The sequence below is a fragment of the Pseudomonas sp. R19M genome, from assembly GCF_050312585.1.
GTDB classification, from domain to species: domain Bacteria; phylum Pseudomonadota; class Gammaproteobacteria; order Pseudomonadales; family Pseudomonadaceae; genus Aquipseudomonas; species Aquipseudomonas palleroniana.
Genome location: NZ_JBNPJV010000063.1, coordinates 1 through 21,551, shown reverse-complemented (window position 1 = coordinate 21,551; position 21,551 = coordinate 1). Strand labels below are relative to the sequence as shown.

The following is a 21,551-nucleotide window of genomic DNA, read 5'->3' as shown; positions in this document are numbered from 1 at the left end:
GGGGCAAGTCCCCTCCCACAGTTTGACCCGACTCAAGTCAGGCGTTACCGGCCAGTTTGAGACGCGCCGCCTGGGTGAAATCCAGCATGCGCTTGAGCGGCCGCACGGCCTGCGGGATCACCGAAGGCTCGACGAAGATCTCATTGCTGCCCTCACGCAGGCATTGCAGCGTGCGTTCCAGCGTGTTCATCGCCATCCAGGGGCAGTGTGCGCAACTACGGCACGCGGCACCGTTGCCGGCGGTAGGCGCTTCGACAAAGACCTTGTCCGGGCACAGCTGCTGCATCTTGTAGAAGATGCCGCGGTCGGTGGCGACGATAAAGGTCTTGTTCGGCAAACGCTGGGCAGCGGCAATCAGTTGGCTGGTCGACCCCACGGCGTCGGCCAGTTCGATCACCGACGTCGGCGACTCCGGGTGCACCAGGATGGCGGCATCCGGGTACAACGCCTTCATGTCCTCCAATTGCTTGGACTTGAACTCTTCGTGGACGATGCAGGCACCGTCCCACAGCAGCATGTCGGCCCCGGTCTGGCGCTGGATGTAGGTGCCCAGGTGCTTGTCCGGCCCCCAGATGATCGTCTCGCCGTTGTCCATCAGGCTTTCGACGATTTCCAGCGCGCAACTTGAAGTCACGACCCAGTCTGCCCGGGCCTTGACCGCCGCCGAGGTGTTGGCATACACCACCACGGTGCGCTCGGGATGCTGATCGCAGAACGCCGAAAACTCATCCACCGGGCAGCCCAGGTCCAGGGAGCACGTGGCTTCCAGGGTCGGCATGAGAATGCGTTTTTCAGGCGTGAGGATTTTCGCGGTCTCGCCCATGAAACGCACACCGGCGACCAGTACGGTCTTGGCCGGGTGAGCGGCGCCGAAGCGGGCCATTTCCAGGGAATCGGAAACGCAGCCACCGGTTTCTTCGGCCAGGGCCTGAATCACCGGGTCACAATAGAAGTGGGCAACCAGCACCGCGTCTTGGGCTTTAAGCTCAGCGGCGATGGCGGTTCGCAGGCTCGCCTCTTCATCGGCGCTAAGGGCCTTGGGCTGCTTGGCGTCGAGGTGGGCTTGAACCAGTAGGCGTTCGGAAATTTGCGTCATGTTCGCAAGACCTGCAGGCGCAGTTGCGCGAAAGTCGAGTGTACCACCGGCTCTGGAGCCCTTCGGGCACCGCCGGACGAAGTGATTGTATTCATCAAGCACGGGTGAAGCTGCGCAAGGCTACAGAATATCCAATGGATTCAAAAGCCTAATCTGGCTTTCTAAAGGCGCGCCTGTCGGGCAATAACGGCGGGGCCGTCCTGCAGCAGAATCGAGTCTTGCAGACTGGCCGGGATTTCCTGGGATTTTTTGCCGGCCTGGGCCGCATGCTCAAGCAGCGCCAGGTAATCGCGCCTGGGCGAACCTCCGAAATTGACAGCGCGGGCGGCAACATTGACGCAAAAGAGCCATGTCCAAACTGGCTGATTGCCGTAGCCCCTGCTCAGAAGCGGCAAGCAGTGGGTCAGCACACTGCCGATAAACGCGGCGATTAAGATGATTCAACGCAACAATCAAAACCACCCCGCAAGCTACTTCCCGCCAGACTCTCCCGAGAACAAAGACCAAAAAGGCATAAACCCAGCCTGAGCGCACCAAAACCGTGCGATTTTTTACTAAATAACGCGGCATTACTCACGTTTTTTGCAATAAATCCTACAACCCATGTAACAATTCGTTTAATGATGGCTCAAGTATGGCAAGTCCCCCGGCTTCACGATTTGGCTCAGGGGCATCGTTTGTGTGATTACGTTAAGGAAGTCGAGTGCCGAGTCAGCCCTCAACCGAACGCCTGTGGGGTATCCAGAAACTGGGCATCGCCCTGCTCTGCCTGTACGCGCTACCGGCAGGTGCCGCCGATGGGCCGCAGCCCGATCTGGAAGCCCTGCGTTTGCAGCAACAACAACAGCGCGATCTGCAGCAATTACAACTGGAGCAGCGCCAGCGCCAACTGCAACGCGGCAGTTTCGCTCCCGCCGTGGCCACGCCGGCCTTGCCTGCGACCGCCAAAGATGAGCGTTGCTGGCCCCTGAGCGGCACGCGCCTGGCTGGTGTCACCTTGTTCAGCAAGGCGCAGTTGAACAAACGCATCGAACCCTACGTGGCCCCCTGCATGGGCGTCGCCCAGATCAACCGCCTGTTGGCCGAGATTACCCGCCTGTATGTCGACGCCGGCTACATCGCCAGTCGTCCGTACCTGGTCAGTAAGCCGACCGCCGGCCAGCCGCTGGCTATTCACGTCGAAGAAGGCTACCTCGAAGCCATCGAGCTGGCTGACCAGAGCCTGCCGGTGTCGCTGGGCGGAGCGTTCCCCGGCATGCTGGGCAAGCCGCTGAACCTGCGCGACCTGGAACAGGGCCTGGACCAACTCAACCGCCTGCGCTCGGTCGACCTCACCGCCGACATCGCACCAGGCGGCGCGCCCGGCGCCTCGCGCATCCTCCTGCGCCCACGCAGCAGCGCCTCGCGCTGGGCGCTGGGGCTTGGGCTGGATAACCTCGGCAGCGCCGGCACCGGGCGCGATCGCAACGCCGTCAACCTGAACCTGGACAGCCCACTGGAGCTCAACGACTCGCTCAACCTGAGCTTCAGCGACACCCTCAACCATGGCCCGCGCTACAGCCGCAGCCACAGTCTGTTTTATTCGATCCCCTACGGGTACTGGACCTACAGCCTGTTCGCCAGCCATGTCGAATACCGCTCGCCCTATACCGTCGGCCGCACGACGCTCTACAACGGCGGCCGCACCGATCAGGTCAGCCTGCGCAGCGACCGGGTGTTGTGGCGCGACCAAGGCCATCAACTCAGCGCCAACCTGCAATTGGCCTACAAGGACGTCGACAGCTACCTGCAAAAAGCCCACCTGGAGATTCAGAGCCCCACGCTGACCGTGGCCCAGGCCGGGGTGAACCTGTTCTGGCTCAACAGTGCCGTGTGGAACCTCGACGTCAATTACGCCCAGGGCCTGACCTGGTTCGGCGCTGATCGTGACGCTGACTCAACACAGAAGAATCTGCCCAAGGCGCAATTTCACAAGTACCGCGCCAACCTGACTCAATGGCGCAACGGCCAATGGGTCGGGCAACCGTGGCAGTGGCAGAGCCAGTTATCCGCGCAATACAGCCCCGACGCGTTGCCCGCTATTGAACAACTGCTGGGCACCGACGATTCGGCGGTACGTGGCTATCGCGAAAACAGTGCGTCCGGCGCCATCGGCGCGCTGTGGCGCAACACCCTGAGCCTGCCGCTCAACAACAATCTTCCAGTGAAGATCACCCCACGACTTGGCCTCGACAACGGCTGGGTCAAGCGTGAACACGGTGCCCCGGGCCAACGCCTGAGCGGTGCCAGTGCCGGGCTCAACCTGAGCTGGAAGAACGTACAGCTCGACTTCGATTACCAACGCAGCCTCAACACACCCGCAGGTTTCGGCCAGGAGCCCGAAGTCTGGCTGACACGCCTCAGCCTGCAGATTTAACCCGGATCAGCCTGAAACAACCGCTGCACCTGACCACCACAGTGACGTTGCAACGAACAACGCACGTTGCGGATCAGTCAACACAGAGCGAAATTTTATATGCCCAATGACACCCCCGCGTTTCACCTCTCACCCCAGGGCAAACTGCGCTGGGCCATCGCCAGCCTGTTCCTGCTGCCCCAACTGGTACTGGCCGGTGGCGTGATCGTCGCCGAAGGGCCCGGCGGTACGCCGCAGCTGCAAAACCAGGGCGGTGTGCCGATCGTCAACATCGTCGCGCCGAATGCTGGCGGCCTGTCGCATAACCAGTTCCTGGACTACAACGTCGACCGCCAGGGCCTGGTATTGAACAATGCCTTACAGGCCGGCCAATCCCAGCTCGCCGGGCAGTTGGCGGCCAACCCGCAGTTCCAGGGCCAGGCGGCCAGTGTGATCCTCAATGAAGTGATCAGCCGCAACGCCTCGAACCTCAACGGCGCCCAGGAGATTTTCGGCCACGCCGCCGATTACGTGCTGGCCAACCCGAACGGTATTTCCGTGAATGGCGGCAGTTTCATCAACACCCCGAATGCCAACCTGGTGGTGGGCCACCCAGAACTCAACGACGGCAAACTGCAAGCCTTGAGCACCCGCGACGCCCACGGCCAACTGACGGTGCGCGGCCAGGGCCTGCAAAACCGCGAAGGCTCGATCAACCTGATCGCGCCGCGCATTGACAGCGATGGTCGCCTCAGCGCCCGTGACCAATTGAACCTGACGGTCGGCCGCAACCAGGTCGACTTCGCCAGTGGGCAAGTTCGCCAGGTGGACCCGGCCGGCAAGGCCCAGGACCAGCGTATCGACGCCAGCCTGTTCGGTGCGATGCAGGCCGGGCGCATCAACATCATCAGCACCGCCGAAGGCGCGGGCGTGCGTGTGGGTGCGGTGCAAGTGCAAGGCCGCGACGGTGTGAAGATCAGCTCGGCCGGCGACCTCGATATCAGCGGGCAGGTCCACGCCAACAGCCTCGACGCTACACGTGCCGGCGTGCAGAGTCATCAGGGCGATGTGGACGTGCAGGCGACCCGGGACTTGAGCCTGGCCGCCGCCGATGTCGGCGGGCGTAATGTCAAACTCGATGCCGGACGCAACCTGACCCTCAGCAGCCTGGAAAGCCGCAAGCTCCAGCAAAAGCGTGAGCAGTGGAACAACAGCAATTTCCTGTTCACCTACGAAACCTACGACCGCACCACCACCGACAACGACTCGCGCCAGCACGGCAATAACGTCGTCGCCCAGCAGGATGTGGCGCTGTCGTCCGGCGCCACCACCCAGATCAACGCCAGCCATGTGAACGCGGGGGCGGACTTGCGCGTCAACAGCGGCGCCGACCTGCAGGTGAATGCCGCCACCGAAACCCATGAAACCACCGATCAAGGCAAGCATCGCAAGCACCTGTGGACAGCCAACTGGGACAAGTCCACCCGCGAACAACGCAGCGTCACCAGCAACCTCAAGGCCGGCAAGGCGCTGGAACTGAACAGCCAACAGACCCTGCAATTGCAAGGCGCCGAGCTGAAAACCCCTGGCGACATTCAATTGGCCGCCCGCCACGTGGCTATCACCAGCGCCGCCCGCACTCAGAGCAGCAGCGACAATGCGTACTCCGGCGACCTGGTCGGCGGCAGCTTCTTCGGCCAGAACGGCGATGGCAACCAAGGCAAGACCTTGAACACCGCGAGCCAGGTGAATGCCGACGGCAAGTTGATCGTCAAGGCGGACGACGTCCGCATCAGTGGCAGCCAGGCGCGGGGCGGCAAACAGGCCAGTGTCATCAGTGACAAGGGCTCGCTGGTGATCGACGGCGTACAGAACACCTCCCACGACAATCGCTACAGCAACGACAGCAAGTTCTTCGGTATCTCCAAAGATGAAAGCCGCAAGAACCTCAAGGACAGCACGGTCGTCGCCAGCCACCTGCGCTCGGACAGCAACCTGAAGCTGCAAAGCGCCAAGGACATCGAAGTCAGCGGCTCAAAAGTCTCGGCCGCCGCTGAACTGCAGACCGATGCCAAGGGTGATATCAAGATCGCGTCGGCTGAAAATACCGCCCACGACACTACCGAAACGCACACGCGCGGTTTTGCTGCTTACGCCAAGGAAACGGCCCCTGGCACCCGCCAGTACCGGGCGGGCGTGAACTATGCAGACCAGCAGCAAACCCGCAAGACCGACACCACCCGGCAGCAGGCGTCCAGCCTCAGCGGCGGCAGCCTGGTCGTGACGGCCGGGGGCGATGTGAGCATCAAGGGTTCCGACCTCAAGGCCACCGGCGGCGATGCGACCTTGAGCGGTAAAAATGTCGAACTGTTGGCGACCGACGACACCGTCCACAGCGACACGGACAAGACCACCCTCGGCGGTGGCGTCTACTACACCGGCGGCCTGGACAGAGCCGGTAACGGCGCACAGTTCAGCCATCAAAGCAGCCATGACACCCGCAGCACGACCACGGCGCAAACCAGCAGCCTGGCGGCGACGGGCAAACTGACCGTCAACGCCGGCAACACCCTCACCAGCCAGGGCGCACAGGTCAAGGCCGGTTCCGAGTTGCAGGTCAACGCGAATCAGGTCGATAACCAGGCGGCGCACAACAGCCAGACCAGCACCCACAAGGAGAATGGCTGGACAGCCGACATCGGCGCCAATCTCGAATACCGAGGCCTCACCCGGCCAATCGAAAAAGCCGTCGAAGGGGTAGCCCAGGCCAAATTCCATCAGCCTGGCCTGCTGGATGCGCTCGAACAACCCAACGTCGGGCTGGATGTGGAAGTCGGCCATACCCACAAGACCGGCACACAGCAGGACAGCACAGCGGTGGTCAGCCAGTTCAGTGGCGGTGCGGTGCAGGTCAACGTCGCGGGTAAATTGCAGCATGAAGGTACTCAATACCAGGCCACCCAGGGCGCGCTGAAGATCCAGGCTGACGAGCATGTCGCCACGGCGGCGACCGATACCCGCAGCAATAGCGAGCAGGGTGTAGACGCCAAGGTTGGCGTACGGGTCTATACCACCACCGGTGAAGACCTGAACGTACGTGGCAGCGGCAGTGGCGGCAGCAGCGATGTGCGCGAATCGCGCAGCACAGCGGTGGTTGGCAGCTACGTCGCCACTCAAGGCGTTAACATCGAGGCCAAGGGCGACGCGCGGTATGCAGGCAGTCAATTCGATGGCGGCAAGGCGGGCGTCAACCTCAAGACGGGCGGTGAATTGGCGCTGAATCAGGCCAACGACAGCCAAAGTACCGCCAGCAACAGCCTGCGCGGCAGTGGTTCGCTGACGGTCGGCACGGCGCCGGGCACCAGCGGTACGAACGTCAACCTCGGTGCCGGCGTGCAATTGGACCACAAACAGCTGGACACGCAAGACAGCCAGGCCCGGGTTGCGACGATTCAGGGCAGCGGTCCGATCCAACTCAGCAGCGGCGGCGACATGACCCTGCAAGGCACCCGGATCGGTAGCAGCACCGATAAAACCGGCGACATCAGCCTCAGTGCCGGCGGCAAGCTGGACCTGCAAGCCGCCACCCACACCCATCTGAGCCATGGCAACAACCTGGGCGGCGGCCTGACCGTCGGCGCCGGCAAGACCAGCAGCGCCGAAAGCAGCAGCACGACCGGCAGTCTGAGCGCCAATTTCAACCTGGGCAAGGTGGCGGAAAATGATAGCGGCGCGAGCGTCGGGCAGTTGCACAGCAACGGCAATGTCGCCCTGCACAGTGGCGCCGACGCAACCGATGCCATCCACTTGCAAGGCACTCAGGTGACGGCGGCCAGCATCAATCTCACTGCGCAAAACGGCGGCATCCTGCAAGAGTCGGCGCAATCCACGCAGGCCCACAACAGTTGGGGCGTGGCCCTGGGCGCGGGCGGCAGTGGCGGAACAACCACCTTGGCCGATGCCGGTGAGCACGACACCCCCAAGACCCAGCACGGCATCAATGCGCGGGCCAAGGTCGACGTAGACCACCTGCAAGGCACTACGCAACACAACAGCCTGGTCAAGGCAGCTAACGTGGTCATCGACAGTGCCGGTGATACCCACTTGGCAGGGGCACGTATCGAAGCCGGTCAGGTGAGTGGCAACGTGGGCGGCGACCTCATCGTCGAGAGCCGCAAGGACCAGGTCAACAGCACCCAGGTCAATGTCGACGCCAAGCTCGATGTCGAGAAGAACCAGCCCGGCGTGGTCAACAAGCTGGCCAAGGCCACCGGCCCGCTCAAGGATAAGGTGCAAGCCAAGGCCGAGAGCACTTTCGACAAGCACCGGGAGAAGCTCGAGAACGCAGTCGACAAAGGCGTCGACCACCTGGCGTCGGCCAAGGACAGCGTGGTCAACGCCAAGGAACGTTTGGCTGAAAAACTCACGCGCAGCGGCAGTTACGACGTCAACCCCGAGCCCCGCGGAGCCTTCGGCACTCGCGTGGACCAAGCCAAGGCCTATCTCGCCGACAAGAAGGATGCGTTGGGGACTCGCCTGTCCAGCTTCAAAGACAAGGTTTGGCCAAAAACCAGTGACAGCTACACCGTCAGCGGCAAGAACACCACCGGCAGCTCGGTGGCTGATACCACGCAAAACGTGCTGTTCGGTGACAAGAGCGGCAACACCAACTACACCCCTACGCTGAACCTGGACGTCAGCCATGTGGTCAAGGACAGCGTCGCTCAGGCATCAGGCGTTCTCAGTACCCACGGCGTCAGCCTGCAGGTGAATGGCGATACTCGCCTCACAGGCAGCCGGATCAGCGCACAGAACGGCATGGTCGATCTGGGGTGGTCCACGGTCACGGCGACAACCTTGGCAGGTAGCGACTATCGCGCCGATCTCGGGCTGAACCTGTCGAAGTCACCGGTCAACCTGCTGTTGGGTGCCAAGGACGAACTGACGCAGAAACAGGACGACGCCACGCGCAAGGATCAGGCATTCAACCTGGGACCGCTGCGGGTCGGCGGGCACAGTGATAGCCAGGCGTTGCAGGCCGGGATCGATCAGGGCATCAACTAAGTAGCACTGCTTCGGTGGAAATGGGCAAGCCTGGCTCCACCGAAGTAAACATTTCTAAATGTTTCTTCATAAAGCCAATCGGTCATTAAACAGACATATATCAGGAATTAAATCGTCACGTCTTAGACAGGTGGACCCTTCCACTTACCCCTTCCCACGAGGTGTTGTCGTGATGTTGCCGACTAAAAAAAGTCTGTCTGTTTTGTTGACCGCCCTGTGCCTGAGCGGCGTGGCCCACGCCACTGACGTGACCGGTGCCGGCTCCAGTTTCGTCTACCCGGTGCTGTCCAAGTGGTCCCAGGACTACAGCAAAACCTCCAGCAACCGTATCAACTATCAATCGATTGGCTCCGGTGGCGGCATTGCCCAGATCAAGGCAGCGACCGTTGACTTCGGTGCTTCCGACGCCCCGCTGTCGGCCGAAGATCTCAAAACCGCCGGCCTGGGCCAGTTCCCCAGCGTGATCGGCGGTATTGTCCCGGTCATGAACGTCGAAGGCCTGACGGCAGGTCAGCTTAAGCTCGACGGCGATACCCTGGCGAAAATTTTCCTCGGTGATATCAAGGCCTGGAACGACCCGGCCATCGCAGCGCTTAACCCCGGCGTGAAACTGCCAAGCGCAAACATCACCGTCGTGCACCGTTCCGACGGCTCCGGCACGTCGTACAACTTCACCAACTACCTGGCCAAAGTCAGCGACAGCTGGAAAACCAAAGTGGGTTTCGGCACCACCGTACCCTGGCCGGTCGGCGTTGGCGGCAAGGGCAACGAAGGCGTTTCGGCCTACGTGAAGCAGATCAAGAACTCGATCGGCTTTGTGGAATACGCCTACGCCCTGCAGAACAAGATGGCCTACGCCTCGCTGAAGAATGCTTCAGGCAAGTTCGTCGAACCTGACGCCAAGGCGTTCCAGGCCGCAGCCGATACCGCCGACTGGGCCGGGGCCAAGGACTTCAACCTGATCATGACCAACGCGCCGGGCGAAGGCGCGTGGCCGATCACGGCCACCACCTGGATCATCATGTACAAGCAGCCCAAGAATGCCGAGCAAAGCCAGGCAGCCTTCAACTTCTTCAAGTGGTCCCTGGAAAAAGGCCAGCAACAGGCCGCAGCGCTGGATTACGTAGCACTGCCGTCCTCCCTGGTGACGCGAATCGAAGATTACTGGAAGTCTGACTTCACTCACTGATTCGCCCTGCAACCGCCTTCCGCCTTCACTTGCGGTGATCGAGGAAGGCGGTGAGTACATCTGATATGAACGACATGGTCCAACCCCTGGTTATGCCTACTCACGCGAGCGACACACGGGGCGACAGCCGCGCCGCCCGCGATCAACGCCACGACCTGTGGTTCAAGCGCTCGATGTTTGGCGCAGCCATGCTGGTGTTGGTGTTGCTGGGCGCCATTGCAGCCTCCACGCTCTGGGGCGGAGGCTTGGCGTTCAAGACCTTCGGTTTCGATTTCATTACCAGCACCGAGTGGGATGCCGTCAATAACCACTTTGGTGCCGTGGTGCCGATTTACGGCACGTTGGTCACCTCGTTCCTGGCTTTGCTGATTGCTGTTCCGGTGAGTTTCGGCATTGCGATTTTCCTCACAGAGGTTGCGCCGCCCTGGCTGAAGATGCCGGTGGCATCGGCCATCGAATTACTGGCGGGTATTCCTTCGATCATCTATGGCATGTGGGGCCTGTTCGTGTTTGGGCCCTTTATGGCCGAACATCTCTCGCCGCTGATCAACGACTACCTGGGTGCCCTGCCCTTTGTCGGCTCGCTGTTCCAGGGCCCGCCACTGGGGATCGGCATGCTGACCGCCGGCATCGTGCTGGCGGTGATGATCATGCCGTTTATCACGTCGGTGATGCATGAAGTGTTTCGCAGCGTGCCCACGCAATTGAAAGAATCGGCCTACGCCTTGGGCAGCACCACTTGGGAAGTGGTGTGGGACATCGTCCTGCCCTATACGCGCTCGGCAGTGGTCGGCGGCATCTTCCTCGGCCTGGGCCGCGCCCTTGGCGAGACCATGGCCGTCACCTTCGTACTGGGCAACGCGCAACAGTTTTCCGCCTCATTGTTGATGCCCAGCAGCTCGATTGCGTCGGTGATCGCCAATGAATTCAGCGAGGCCTACACCGACCTGCACCGCTCCGCGCTGATCGCCCTGGGCTTCCTGCTGTTTATCGTGACCTTCATCGTGCTGGCGGCGGCGCGCTTGCTGCTGATGCGCCTGTCACGCAAGGAGGGCCTATGAATAGCAACGAACGCCTGTATCGCAGACGTGCGCTGAAAAACGCCGTGGCCATGTTCCTCAGCTGCGGCGCGACAGCCTTCGGTTTGCTGTGGCTGGCGTGGATTCTGCTGACCACCGTCATCAATGGCTTCCAGGCCCTCAACCTGCGCCTGTTTACCCAGATGACGCCACCGCCCGGTACCGAAGGTGGCTTGGCCAACGCGTTTTACGGCAGTGCGCTGATGTCCGGGATTGCCTTGCTGATCGGCACGCCCATCGGGTTGATGGCCGGCATCTGGCTGGCGGAATTCGCACGGCATTCGCGCCTGGGCACCACGGTGCGCTTTATCAACGACATCCTGCTGTCAGCCCCGTCGATCGTGCTGGGGTTGTTTGTCTATACCGCCGTTATTCTGCCGCTGAACCAACTGAGCCATCACCAGCTGGGGTTTTCCGCGATCGCCGGTGCCTTGGCCCTGGCGCTGCTGGTGATTCCAGTGGTGGTGCGCACCACCGATGAAATGCTTCAGTTGCAACCCTCGACCATGCGCGAAGCGGCCCTGGCGCTCGGTGTGCCGCAGTGGAAGTTGACACTGCAGATCGTGTTGCGAGCGGCCAAAGCCGGTGTCGTCACCGGCATCCTGCTCGCCCTGGCCCGGATCACCGGGGAAACCGCGCCCCTGCTATTCACCGCCTTCGGCAACCAGTTCTGGAGCAGCAACCTGCTCAAGCCGATCGCCAGCGTCCCGGTGGTTATCTTCCAGTACGCCATGAGCCCATTCGACGACTGGCACTCACTCGCCTGGGCCGGCGCCCTGGTCCTGACGCTGTTCGTGCTGGTACTCAGCCTGATATCTCGCCTGATTCTTTTACGCAATAGGTCCCACTGATGGACACCACCCGTATCGAACCCGAAAAAACCAAAATCCAAGTCCGCGGGCTGGAGTTTTTCTACAACCAGCAACGCTCCCTGAAATCCATCGACATGGATATCCCGGAAAAACGCATCACCGCCATTATCGGTCCTTCGGGCTGCGGCAAATCCACGCTGTTGCGCGTGTTCAACCGCATCTACTCGATGTACCCCAAGCAGGAGGCCCGTGGCGAAGTGTTGCTCAATAACGAGAACATCCTCGCCCCCGGCTACTCGATGAACCGCCTGCGCAGTCACGTCGGCATGGTGTTCCAGAAACCCGTGCCCTTTCCGATGTCGATCTACGACAACATTGCCTACGCCGTACGCCACCACGAAAAGCTCTCACGGCGGGAAATGGATGAACGCGTCGAGCAGGCCCTGCGCGGCGGCGCCCTGTGGGATGAAGTGAAGGACAAACTCAACCAGAGCGCACAAAGCCTCTCCGGCGGCCAGCAACAGCGGCTGTGCATCGCCCGCACCATCGCGCTGCGCCCGCAGGTATTGCTGCTGGACGAGCCCACTTCGGCACTCGACCCGATCTCCACCGGGCGCATCGAGCAACTGATCACCGAACTGAAGGCCCAATACACAGTGATCATCGTGACCCACAACATGCAGCAAGCGGCGCGGGTGTCGGACAACACCGCGTTCATGTTCATGGGGGAATTGATTGAGTATGGCAATACCGATGAAATCTTCACCAAGCCCAGGATGAAGCAGACGGAGGACTATATTACCGGGCGGTTTGGCTGAAACCCTGCGCGCCGCCCATTGCAGGCGGCGCTTATTCACAAGGCAAAAAAAAACCCGGAAATCCTCACTTTCGTGGGCCTTCCGGATTTTCTAAACCGCCAAATATGGTGGGTCGTGTGGGATTCGAACCTACGACCAATTGGTTAAAAGCCAACTGCTCTACCAACTGAGCTAACGACCCGCTGTGTGGTGGCGCGTATAATACTGATTTTTAAGGACTATTCAACACTTTATTTAAAATAAATCAGAAATAATGCGTAGGGTGCGTAATTCCGGCCGTTTTGACGCCTTCCGCACGCCGTCGGCAGGCGTTCTATTCCCACAAGCACGGCCGGCATCATCAGGCCGGTAGCAGGATGACCGCGCCCTTTTTGATAAGCAGAGCGACCAACCCTGTCAGCGACCTGGTTCGTCGTTCCACAGGTATTTATGCAACTGCAACTGCAGGCGCACCGGCAGGTTATCGGCCACGACCCAGTCAGCCAGATCACGGGCGTTCAAGTCATGGTGGCTTGGCGAAAACAGCACCTCGCCCGCCCGACGCTCCAGGCCGTATTGAATCAGCTTGGAGGTCGCCCAGTCGTAGTCCTCGCGGGAGCAGATCACGAACTTGACCTGATCGTTAGGCGTCAGCAGGTCCATGTTCGCGTACAGGTTGCGGTGCGCTTCCTTGGAGCCTGGGGTCTTGAGATCGACCACGCGGCTTACACGCGGGTCAACGGCCGAGATATCCAGGGCGCCACTGGTCTCCAGCGAGACCTCGTAACCGGCATCACATAGCTGCTTGAGCAAAGGGATAGCATTGGGTTGAGCCAGGGGCTCGCCACCCGTCACACAGACGTAGCGCGGCTTGAAACCCGCAACCTGCTCCAGGATGTCGTCCAGGGTGCGCACCGTGCCGCCACTGAAGGCGTAGGCGCTGTCGCAGTATTGGCAACGTAAAGGGCAGCCGGTCAACCGTACAAATACGGTGGGCAGGCCAGCCGTTCGCGTTTCACCCTGCAAAGAGTAAAAAACTTCGGTAATGCGTAATGTGTCTTGCATAGTCGCCACGGGCGTAACAGCTAAACAGGCTGTCCGCCTCCGTCAGGCACTTCAAGGGATTGCGACAACGCGTCAACCCCAGGAAGCGTGTTTCAATAAAAGGGCGTGGATTCTAACGAAAAAACCCGCGTCAGGCGCGGGTTTCTTCTAAACGGCTGCATGGCTTACAAGCGTTGCAGATCCCGTTGGGCCAACTGTGCGGCGGAAGTGCCCGGATATTGGGCAACCACCTGCTGCAGAATGCCCTTGACCTTGTCGGCATGACCCAGGCGGCGTTCTACGTCAGCCAGCTTGTACAGCGAATCCGGCACCTTGGCATGCTTGGGGTACAGTTGGCTGACCTTGGCGAACGCCTGGCCCGCTGCTTGTAAATCACCCTTGGCCAGGTTGACCTCGCCCAGCCAGTACTGGGCATTACCCGCGTATTGGCTGTTCGGATATTTGCGCAGGAATGCGGTAAAAGCCTGGCTGGCCTTATCGAAATCCTTGGCCTTGATCAGGTCGAAGGCTGCATCGTAATACAGCTTTTCCTTCGCCGGATCACCCGGTTCGCTGCTGGCGGCAGGGGCTTGGCTGGCAGCCGCGGCCCCTGCTGCTGCACCACCGGCGGCAGCGCTTGGCGCGCCACCGGTAGAAGAATTATCAGGAGTAGCGGCTGGTGAAGCGCCGGCTCCAATGCGTCGATCAAGATCCTGGTAACGCTCCAGGCCCTCTTGCTTCAGCTGGTTCACTTGGTTTTGCAGTACTTCAATGGCGCCTTGTTGCTGCGCAATTTGATCCTGCATGCGTTGCAGCTGGTTGAACAGTTCGCCCTGTGCCGAGGGGGCGGACGTAGCCGCTCCCCCAGCATAGGCGCCGTTCGTGCCATAACCTGCCGGCGGATAACTGCTCCCGCTATTGTTATAGCCAGAGTTGCTATCTTCCACAGGAACCGCAGCCCACACCGCAAGCGGCGCGAGGCTGAGAGCCAATACAGTCAGAGCACGACGGCACGTTCGCATGACGAATTACTTACGCAGTTCGACGCGACGGTTTTGAGCCCAGGACTGCTCGTCGTGGCCAGTAGCAACTGGACGCTCTTTACCGTAGGAAACCAGTTCCAGTTGGCCTGGAGCAACACCTTGCAGTACCAGGTAGCGCTGAACGGCTTTCGCACGACGCTCGCCCAGTGCCATGTTGTACTCACGAGTACCACGTTCGTCAGTGTTACCTTCCAGAACAACGCGAGCGCCGTTAGCTTTCAGGTCCTTGGCGTGAACGTCCAGAGCGCGCATGGCTTCTGGCTTCAGGTCAGAACTGTCGTATTCGAAGTAGAAAGTGGTGATAGCGCGCAGAGCAGCTTCTTCGCTCAGGGAGCCGTCAACTGCACCAGTGTTAGCGCCGTAACCAGCGTTTGGATCAACAGCTGCGCCTTCACCGGCATTGTCGCCGCCTTTAGACGAGCAACCAACGGCTACGGACAGAGCCAGAGCCAGAGCAGCAAACTTACCAAACTTCAGCATTTCCATCGTGAAACTCCTAATGAACCCCAGTGTGTTAAGCAAATCTTTTTGTAGCGCCGCGTCAGTTCAGGTAAGGGGACCAGGATGGTTCTCTGACTTCGCCTTGTGCGGTAGGAAGCGGGAGCCTTACACGTCCATTAATGGACACGAGCATCAAGACTCCCCGGCCCTGCTGGCGGGTGGCGTAGATTACCATGGTGCCGTTGGGCGCAACAGTGGCTGACTCATCAAGGTTGGTATCTGTAAGGATTTTTACGGTTCCGCGCTGCAAATCCTGGGCCGCAACCCGGAAATTAGTGAAACCATCCTGACGGTGAATCATCACCAACGTCTTTTCATCGGCCGAAAGCTTAGGGTTGGCGTTGTAGTTACCGATAAAAGTAACGCGCTCTGCGCCCCCGCCATTCACGTTCGCCTTATAGACCTGTGGCTTGCCGCCACGGTCGGAGGTGAAGTAGATGGTCGAACCATCCTTGCCCCAGAACGGTTCTGTGTTGATGCCAGGGCCTGCGGTCACGCGATTGATCTGGCGCGAAGCCATGTTCATCACGTAGATGTCCGGGTTACCGTCCTTGGACAGTACGAATGCCAGGCGCGAACCATCCGGAGACCAGGCTGGGGCACCGTTGAGGCCTTCAAAGTTGGTGATCTGCTCACGACGGCCAGTATCGATGTGCTGGACGAAGATACGTGGACGTTTCTGTTCAAACGACACATAGGCAATACGCTTGCCGTCCGGCGCAAAACGCGGCGACAGGATTGGCTCACGCGATTGCAGCAAGGTCACGGCGCGAGCACCGTCGTAGTCCGAACGCTGCAAGGTATAACGGGTGTTGTCTACCGAGAAACGCTCAGCGGTTACGTACAGCAGGCGTGTCGAGAAAGCACCTTTGATACCGGTGAGCTTTTCAAACGACTGGTCCGAGATGTAGTGAGCCATGTCACGCAGCTGTTCGGCGGTGCCCGAAACGCTGCCGGTCAAGACCTGCTGCTCGGTGGCGACGTTGAACAATGCGTACTGGATCTGCAGGCGACCGCCGGCCGGCGTGATGCTGCCGACCATCAGGTACTGGGCGCCCACGGCCTTCCAGTCGCGGAAGATGACTTCGCTGGCCTGGGTCGGCTGGCTGATCATGTTGCCTTTCGGAATCGGCGCGTAGTAACCGGAGTTGCGCAGGTCGTCGCTGACGATCTGGGCCATGTCGTCCGGCAATACGCTGCCGCCCTGCCAGCCAAACGGTACCACCGCGATCGGAGTGGCCCGATCGCTACCGCTGGTGACCAGGATGTTCTTTTCATCCGCCGCCGCTATCCCTGCCATACAGCAAATAACGACAAGCATTCCTCGAAGAAGGTTTCTCACAAGGCTAGATCCTCAGGTGTGAATGTCATCTTGAATGAACGATAGGGAGCGAAGTCGCTTGGTTTCATTCCCTGCATCTCGGTCAACCGGCCAATATTCTTGACTGCGGCAACCGCTGAACTGTCGAACGAACCGTCACCACTGGACTTGGCCACGCTGACCGAAGTCACCGTACCGTCCGGCAACATGCCGATCTGCAGCACTACTGTCATGCCTTTGCGTGCCGAAGGTGGACGTGTCCAGCCTTCTGCTGCCCGTGCCCGAATCAGGTCGTCGAAACTGCCCGCGACGTCATCACCACGTTCATCGGCCAGGGCTTGCTGACGCTGAGGCGTGTCGGAAAGCAAATCTGCCAAGGCCTGGGCCTTTTTCTCTTCGGCGGATTTACGTGCTGCTTCCTGGGCCTTTTTCTTCTGGGCGTCGGCGGCAGCTTTCTTCTTCGCTTCGTCGGCGACTTTCTTCTTCGCCTCGTCTGCTTCAGCTTTTTTCTTGGCGTCTTCGGCGGCTTTCTTCTTCGCGTCTTCGACTATCTTTTTCTTGGCCTCTTCAGCGGCCTTTTTCTTGGCCTCTTCTTCGGCAGCCTTTTTGGCTTCTTCTTCAGATTTCTTCTTGGCTATATCAGCCAATTGTTTCTCTTCGGCCTTTTTCGCTTCGGCAGCTTTCTCGGCTTTCTTGGCTTCATCAGCCTTTTTCGCCTCGTCCGCTTTCTTGGCTTCGTCAGCCTTTTTCGATTCCTCGGCCTTTTGAGCCGCCTCTTCTTTCTTTTGTTCCGCAGCAGCCTTCACCGCTTCCTGCTCGACCTTCTTCTGTTCCATCTGCTCGACTTCAGTCTGGCGCGCAGCCGACTTCTGGGCTTCACCCGCAATCTTCTGATTGGTCTGGGTGGTGGCCTGACTTTTCGATTTCAGCTGATACAGGGTCGCCTGCACGATCGGCTTGGCTGGCGGCAGGTCCGGGGTCATGGCAAAGCTGACGAACAGCATGCCAAACACCAGGACGTGCAGGGCGATTGCCCAGACGCTAGGCCAGAAGTAGCTTTCCGAGGCGGACGGCTCTCGCTGTTGCTGCATCAGGGCGCCTCGGTAATCAAGCCAACGTTACCGACGCCGGCCTTCTGCAGCCCGCCCATGGCACCCATGACGGAGCCGTAGTCGACCGCCTTGTCACCGCGGATGAAGACCTGGGTGTGCTTGCCGCCTTCGTTGCCAGCGCGAATGATCTTGGTCACCGCATCGGTCATCGCCGGCAAGGTCATCGCCTTGTCCTGCTGCTTCTGCGTGTCGACTTCGCTGCCAAGGTTCCAGTAATAGGTCTTGTCGGACTTGATCGAAATGGTCAGCACCTGGGTGTTGTTGTCCTGGGGCAAGGCTTCGCTGGAAACCTTGGGCAGGTCAACCTTCACACCCTGGTTGAGCATCGGCGCGGTCACCATGAAGATCACCAGCAGCACCAGCATCACGTCGATGTAAGGCACCACGTTCATCTCGGCGACCGGCTTGCGCTTGGTTCGAGCTCGAGTGATTAAAGCCATCGGGAAGTACCTGCTTATTCTTCGCTGGTGTGCACTTTACGGTGCAGGATCGCCTGGAACTCGTCGGCGAAGGTGTAGTAACGGCCAATCAGGTTTTCGCCGCGAGCGGCAAAACGGTTGTAGGCGATTACTGCGGGGATGGCAGCGAACAGGCCGATCGCGGTGGCGACCAGGGCTTCGGCGATACCCGGGGCCACGGTGGCCAGGGTCGCTTGCTGCGCCTGGGCCAGGCCACGGAAGGAGTTCATGATCCCCCATACGGTACCGAACAGGCCGATGTACGGGCTGACGGAACCTACGGTGGCGAGGAACGGCAGGCTTTGCTCCAGCTTCTCTTCTTCGCGGGAGATAGCGACGCGCATGGCACGGGCCACGCCTTCCATCACCGCTTCCGGGTCAACACCTGGCTGCTGGCGCAGACGGGAGAACTCCTTGAAACCGGCGCGGAAGATCTGCTCGACGCCGGAGTCCGGGTCCGGGTTGCTGCCGGCCTGGCGGTACAGTTTGGACAGGTCGATACCCGACCAGAAGCGCTCTTCAAAGCTCTCCAAGGCACGTCGACCGGCACGCAGCAGGTTGCTGCGCTGAAAAATCATGACCCAAGAGGTAACCGATGCGGCTACCAGGGTCAGCATGACCAGTTGAACCACGACACTGGCATTGCTGACCAGGCTCCACATGGAGGAATGGTCGACGACGGTAGGTTCCACGCTAAATCTCCTGCTTTGATTGTTTACCCGCGCCGCTTACGCCGGCAAAGGCCGCACGCAGAGCTTCGGGAATGGCCCGGGGTTTCAAACTATTGGTGCGCACACAGGCCACCAGGAACTGCCCCTCACAGAGCAGCGTTGCATCCGTAGCCCGCCTGACCTGCTGCTTGAAACGCAGGCTGACACGGTTCAATTCGATTACTTCAGCGCTTACCAGCAGCTCATCGTCCAACCGCGCCGGCGCGTGATAGCGCGCCTCGCTGGAATGCACGACAAACAACAGGTCCTCTCCCGCCAGCTCGGATTGGGCAAAGCCCAGCTCTCGTAGCCGCTCGGTGCGGGCCCGCTCCATGAACTTGAGGTAATTGACGTAATACACGATGCCGCCGGCATCGGTGTCTTCGTAATAAACGCGACAGCGATGTACGAACGACTGATCCCCGTTTTGCGCGCGCATACTCTAGTGCTTACTCCTCAGGTTGCCAATCCGGCTGGGCAACTGTTTTTTCGTTGTCTGAAACATTTCTACTGACTGAATGACGACACCAGCCACTAGGACAGCACAAACCTCGGATAAATCGTCTGGCGTGAAGCTTTTAATCGTCCACTGCATCGAGAAATTCGTCTACTACAGGCATCTCGCCCAATCGTGACGGAATGTTTAGCCCAAAGTGCAAATAGGCATGCCGCGTCACCACTCGCCCTCTTGGCGTACGCATGATGTAACCCTGTTGGATCAGGTACGGCTCGAGTACGTCCTCGATGGTATGACGCTCTTCACTGATCGCAGCCGCCAGGCTGTCCACACCGACCGGGCCACCGTCGAACTTCTCGATCAGGGTCAAGAGTAGACGCCGATCTTGGTGATCGAAGCCATGTTCATCCACATCCAGCAGGTTCAAGGCCAGGTCCGCGACGGCCTTGGTGATATGCCCCTTGGCCCGCACCTCGGCAAAGTCGCGAACCCGGCGCAGCAAGCGGTTGGCAATCCGTGGCGTGCCCCGGGCCCGACGGGCAATTTCAAACGCACCGTCCGGGTCCAGCGGCAAGCCGAGAATGCTCGCCGAACGGCTGACAATGGTCGCCAGATCGGCAGTGCTATAGAACTCCAGACGTTGAACAATGCCGAAACGGTCTCGCAACGGGTTGGTCAGCATGCCGGCGCGCGTGGTCGCCCCCACGAGGGTAAAGGGCGGCAGGTCGAGCTTGATCGAACGTGCGGCCGGGCCTTCGCCAATCATGATATCCAGCTGGAAATCTTCCATGGCCGGGTACAGCACTTCCTCGACAATCGGCGACAACCGATGGATTTCGTCGATAAACAGCACGTCATGGGGTTCAAGATTGGTCAGCAAGGCCGCCAAGTCACCCGGACGCTCCAGCACGGGCCCCGAGGTCGACTTGATCGACACGCCCATTTCCTGGGCGATGATATTAGCCAATGTAGTTTTACCCAGCCCCGGCGGCCCGAAGATCAGCGTGTGGTCCAGGGACTCAGTGCGCCCGCGTGCAGCCTGGATGAACAGCTCCATTTGCTCGCGCACGGTCGGCTGGCCGATGTATTCGGCCAGGCTCAGGGGGCGAATAGCCCGGTCCTGGACTTCTTCACGGTCACGCGGGCCGGTGGCCGCGATCAGACGATCAGCTTCAATCACTTAAATCATTCCCTTCAGGGCTCGGCGGATCATGTCTTCGGCGCTCAGGTTCTTGTCCTTGATGGCCGACACCGCCTTGCTCGCTTCCTGGGGCTTGTAGCCCAGGGAAATCAGCGCATTGACGGCATCGCTTTCTGCACTGGCGACCTGGGCCGCCGGCATATCCGGCTGGTTCGGCACCAGCGCGAACATGCTCGGTACGACCTCCCAGGCTTTGAAACGATCCTTGAGTTCCACCAGCAGGCGTTCCGCAGTTTTCTTACCGACACCCGGCACCTTGGTCAAGGCCGAGGTGTCCTGGGCCGAAACCGCACGTACCAACTCGTCCACCTCCAGGCTGGACATCAAGGCCAAGGCAAGTTTGGGCCCCACGCCATTCAGGCGGATCAGCTCGCGGAAGAAGTCGCGGTCGCGCTTGCCGATGAAACCATAGAGTAATTGCGCGTCCTCACGAACCACCAGGTGAGTGTGCAACGTAATCGGCTCGCCGACCGACGGCAGGCGATAGAGGGTGGTCATGGGCACTTCCAGCTCATACCCCAGCCCATTGACGTCCAGAATCAGGTGCGGCGGCTGTTTCTCAGCCAGGGTGCCGCGCAAGCGTCCAATCACGGTTCAGATCCTTAAAGCTTGGGGTCAGATCAAAGCCTGACCGGAAATAACGATTGCGCTGATGCTATCAGAGACGCAGCCGCCCGCCACGACTGCGTGCGGTGCCGAGACCATGGGGCAGCAGACTGGAACGGGTGTGCGCATGGCAAATGGCAATGGCCAGGGCGTCGGAGGCGTCGATTTGCGGTTTGGCGGTGAGCTTGAGCATGTGCATGACCATCATCTGTACTTGCTCTTTATTGGCCGCGCCGGTGCCGACCACGGCCTGCTTGACCTGGGTCGCGGTGTATTCGGCGATCTCCATACCCTCCTCGGCACCGGCGACGATGGCGGCGCCACGGGCCTGGCCGAGCTTCAGGGCTGAGTCGGCATTTTTTGCCATGAACACTTTTTCGATGCCCATCGTCACCGGGCCATAGGTCTGGATGACCTCACGCACGCCGCGATAAACGATCTGCAGGCGCTCGGCCAACTCGCCCGCACCGGTGCGGATACAACCCGAGGCCACATACACGCAGCCACGCGGGGTCTGCTGCACCACGCCAAAACCGGTGATGCGTGAACCGGGGTCGATACCTAGGATTAAAGTCATAACGCCTGCGGGTTGAATAAAACAAATGTTGATACATCAACGTGCCAATGTGAGAGGGGGCTTGCTCCCGATAGCGGGGTGTCAGTTAT

18 protein-coding genes and 1 tRNA gene are annotated in these 21,551 nt (G+C 60.2%); 6 read left to right on the top strand and 13 right to left on the bottom strand.

What is annotated here, in order from left to right; genetic code table 11:
* Positions 1-37: 37 nt before the first annotated feature.
* The gene (gene nadA / locus ACQRBT_RS13575; protein ID WP_060754176.1) at positions 38-1,096 is read right to left on the bottom strand and encodes a quinolinate synthase NadA; all 1,059 of its coding nucleotides are present in this window, start codon (positions 1,094-1,096) and stop codon (positions 38-40) included.
* Positions 1,097-1,799: 703 nt separating this feature from the next.
* On the opposite strand from nadA, the gene ACQRBT_RS13570 reads away from it, so the two are divergent.
* From ACQRBT_RS13570 to pstB, 6 genes are all read left to right on the top strand, one after another.
* Positions 1,800-3,512 (top strand): ShlB/FhaC/HecB family hemolysin secretion/activation protein, encoded by a 1,713-nt coding sequence (locus ACQRBT_RS13570; RefSeq protein ID WP_412047729.1) that lies wholly within the window; start codon positions 1,800-1,802, stop codon positions 3,510-3,512.
* A gap of 99 nt (positions 3,513-3,611) precedes the next feature.
* Positions 3,612-8,555: a hemagglutinin repeat-containing protein gene (locus ACQRBT_RS13565; RefSeq protein WP_412047728.1), complete on the top strand. Its 4,944-nt coding sequence runs from the start codon at positions 3,612-3,614 to the stop codon at positions 8,553-8,555.
* A 172-nt stretch (positions 8,556-8,727) separates the two neighbouring features.
* Entirely contained in the window at positions 8,728-9,744 is a 1,017-nt protein-coding gene (gene pstS, locus ACQRBT_RS13560; protein ID WP_081086997.1) for a phosphate ABC transporter substrate-binding protein PstS, read from the top strand.
* 65 nt (positions 9,745-9,809) lie between these two features.
* Positions 9,810-10,805: a phosphate ABC transporter permease subunit PstC gene (gene pstC / locus ACQRBT_RS13555; protein ID WP_412047731.1), complete on the top strand. Its 996-nt coding sequence runs from the start codon at positions 9,810-9,812 to the stop codon at positions 10,803-10,805.
* Entirely contained in the window at positions 10,802-11,674 is an 873-nt protein-coding gene (pstA, locus tag ACQRBT_RS13550) for a phosphate ABC transporter permease PstA (protein WP_412047727.1), read from the top strand. The genes pstC and pstA overlap by 4 nt, the downstream gene beginning before the upstream one ends.
* On the top strand, positions 11,674-12,453 hold the full coding sequence (gene pstB / locus ACQRBT_RS13545; RefSeq protein ID WP_104994688.1) for a phosphate ABC transporter ATP-binding protein PstB: 780 nt from the start codon (positions 11,674-11,676) through the stop codon (positions 12,451-12,453). Before pstA ends, pstB begins: the two co-directional genes overlap by 1 nt.
* 105 nt (positions 12,454-12,558) lie before the next feature.
* Here pstB and ACQRBT_RS13540 read toward each other — a convergent pair.
* The 12 genes from ACQRBT_RS13540 to ruvC form a co-directional block, all read right to left on the bottom strand.
* Positions 12,559-12,634 (bottom strand) — tRNA-Lys (locus ACQRBT_RS13540).
* 215 nt (positions 12,635-12,849) lie between these two features.
* Positions 12,850-13,497, bottom strand: a complete 648-nt coding sequence (queE, locus tag ACQRBT_RS13535) for a 7-carboxy-7-deazaguanine synthase QueE (protein ID WP_104994690.1) — start codon at positions 13,495-13,497, stop codon at positions 12,850-12,852.
* 164 nt (positions 13,498-13,661) lie between these two features.
* Positions 13,662-14,498, bottom strand: a complete 837-nt coding sequence (ybgF, locus tag ACQRBT_RS13530; protein WP_244700377.1) for a tol-pal system protein YbgF — start codon at positions 14,496-14,498, stop codon at positions 13,662-13,664.
* Between the two features lie 6 nt (positions 14,499-14,504).
* Positions 14,505-15,005, bottom strand: a complete 501-nt coding sequence (gene pal, locus ACQRBT_RS13525; RefSeq protein WP_003209827.1) for a peptidoglycan-associated lipoprotein Pal — start codon at positions 15,003-15,005, stop codon at positions 14,505-14,507.
* A gap of 55 nt (positions 15,006-15,060) precedes the next feature.
* Positions 15,061-16,341 (bottom strand): Tol-Pal system beta propeller repeat protein TolB, encoded by a 1,281-nt coding sequence (gene tolB / locus ACQRBT_RS13520; protein ID WP_060754185.1) that lies wholly within the window; start codon positions 16,339-16,341, stop codon positions 15,061-15,063.
* A 17-nt stretch (positions 16,342-16,358) separates the two neighbouring features.
* A complete protein-coding gene (gene tolA, locus ACQRBT_RS13515) occupies positions 16,359-17,432 on the bottom strand; it encodes a cell envelope integrity protein TolA (protein ID WP_090368866.1) in 1,074 nt (357 codons plus the stop codon).
* The gene (gene tolR / locus ACQRBT_RS13510; protein WP_161549410.1) at positions 17,432-17,884 is read right to left on the bottom strand and encodes a protein TolR; all 453 of its coding nucleotides are present in this window, start codon (positions 17,882-17,884) and stop codon (positions 17,432-17,434) included. Before tolR ends, tolA begins: the two co-directional genes overlap by 1 nt.
* A gap of 23 nt (positions 17,885-17,907) precedes the next feature.
* Complete coding sequence (tolQ, locus tag ACQRBT_RS13505) at positions 17,908-18,603, bottom strand: protein TolQ (RefSeq protein ID WP_060754188.1); 696 nt, start codon at positions 18,601-18,603, stop codon at positions 17,908-17,910.
* 1 nt (position 18,604) lies between these two features.
* Positions 18,605-19,060 (bottom strand): tol-pal system-associated acyl-CoA thioesterase, encoded by a 456-nt coding sequence (gene ybgC, locus ACQRBT_RS13500; protein ID WP_060754189.1) that lies wholly within the window; start codon positions 19,058-19,060, stop codon positions 18,605-18,607.
* 139 nt (positions 19,061-19,199) lie between these two features.
* Complete coding sequence (gene ruvB / locus ACQRBT_RS13495; protein WP_090368863.1) at positions 19,200-20,258, bottom strand: Holliday junction branch migration DNA helicase RuvB; 1,059 nt, start codon at positions 20,256-20,258, stop codon at positions 19,200-19,202.
* Positions 20,259-20,870, bottom strand: a complete 612-nt coding sequence (gene ruvA, locus ACQRBT_RS13490; protein WP_003193868.1) for a Holliday junction branch migration protein RuvA — start codon at positions 20,868-20,870, stop codon at positions 20,259-20,261.
* Between the two features lie 67 nt (positions 20,871-20,937).
* On the bottom strand, positions 20,938-21,462 hold the full coding sequence (gene ruvC / locus ACQRBT_RS13485) for a crossover junction endodeoxyribonuclease RuvC (protein ID WP_025854762.1): 525 nt from the start codon (positions 21,460-21,462) through the stop codon (positions 20,938-20,940).
* Positions 21,463-21,551 lie beyond the last annotated feature (89 nt).